Genomic DNA, 271 nt, shown 5'->3' on the forward strand with positions numbered 1-271 from the left:
GTGTTAGCAGATGCTAATTGAGCTCCTCTATAGCGCTTGCCCAGAACAGCCAGACACAATGCGTAAAAGGCATCTAGAAGAGCACCAAGCAAGAAAAGGATGGCTAGTAGATACAATGGATGGCCGAGTGTAGCTGGAAGCACAAGAACTAGAGAAATACAGAGAAGAGAGCTGAGTATTAACGCTATCCGCGGAGAAGCATAATCGGCCAGCATCCCAATGGGAATAATGAAAAGTAGCCTACCCAGCCCAACCATGAACAGGGCTGTAG

The 271-nt window shown here is 47.6% G+C and carries 1 protein-coding gene; it reads right to left on the reverse strand.

The annotated features are described in order from the left end of the window. Positions 1-271: hypothetical protein (locus tag AAEZ09_RS28300; RefSeq protein WP_502947606.1), on the reverse strand; the 271-nt coding region annotated here is incomplete at both ends.

The sequence above is a fragment of the Pseudomonas sp. 65/3-MNA-CIBAN-0223 genome (assembly GCF_040310425.1).
GTDB lineage: Bacteria > Pseudomonadota > Gammaproteobacteria > Pseudomonadales > Pseudomonadaceae > Aquipseudomonas > Aquipseudomonas gregormendelii.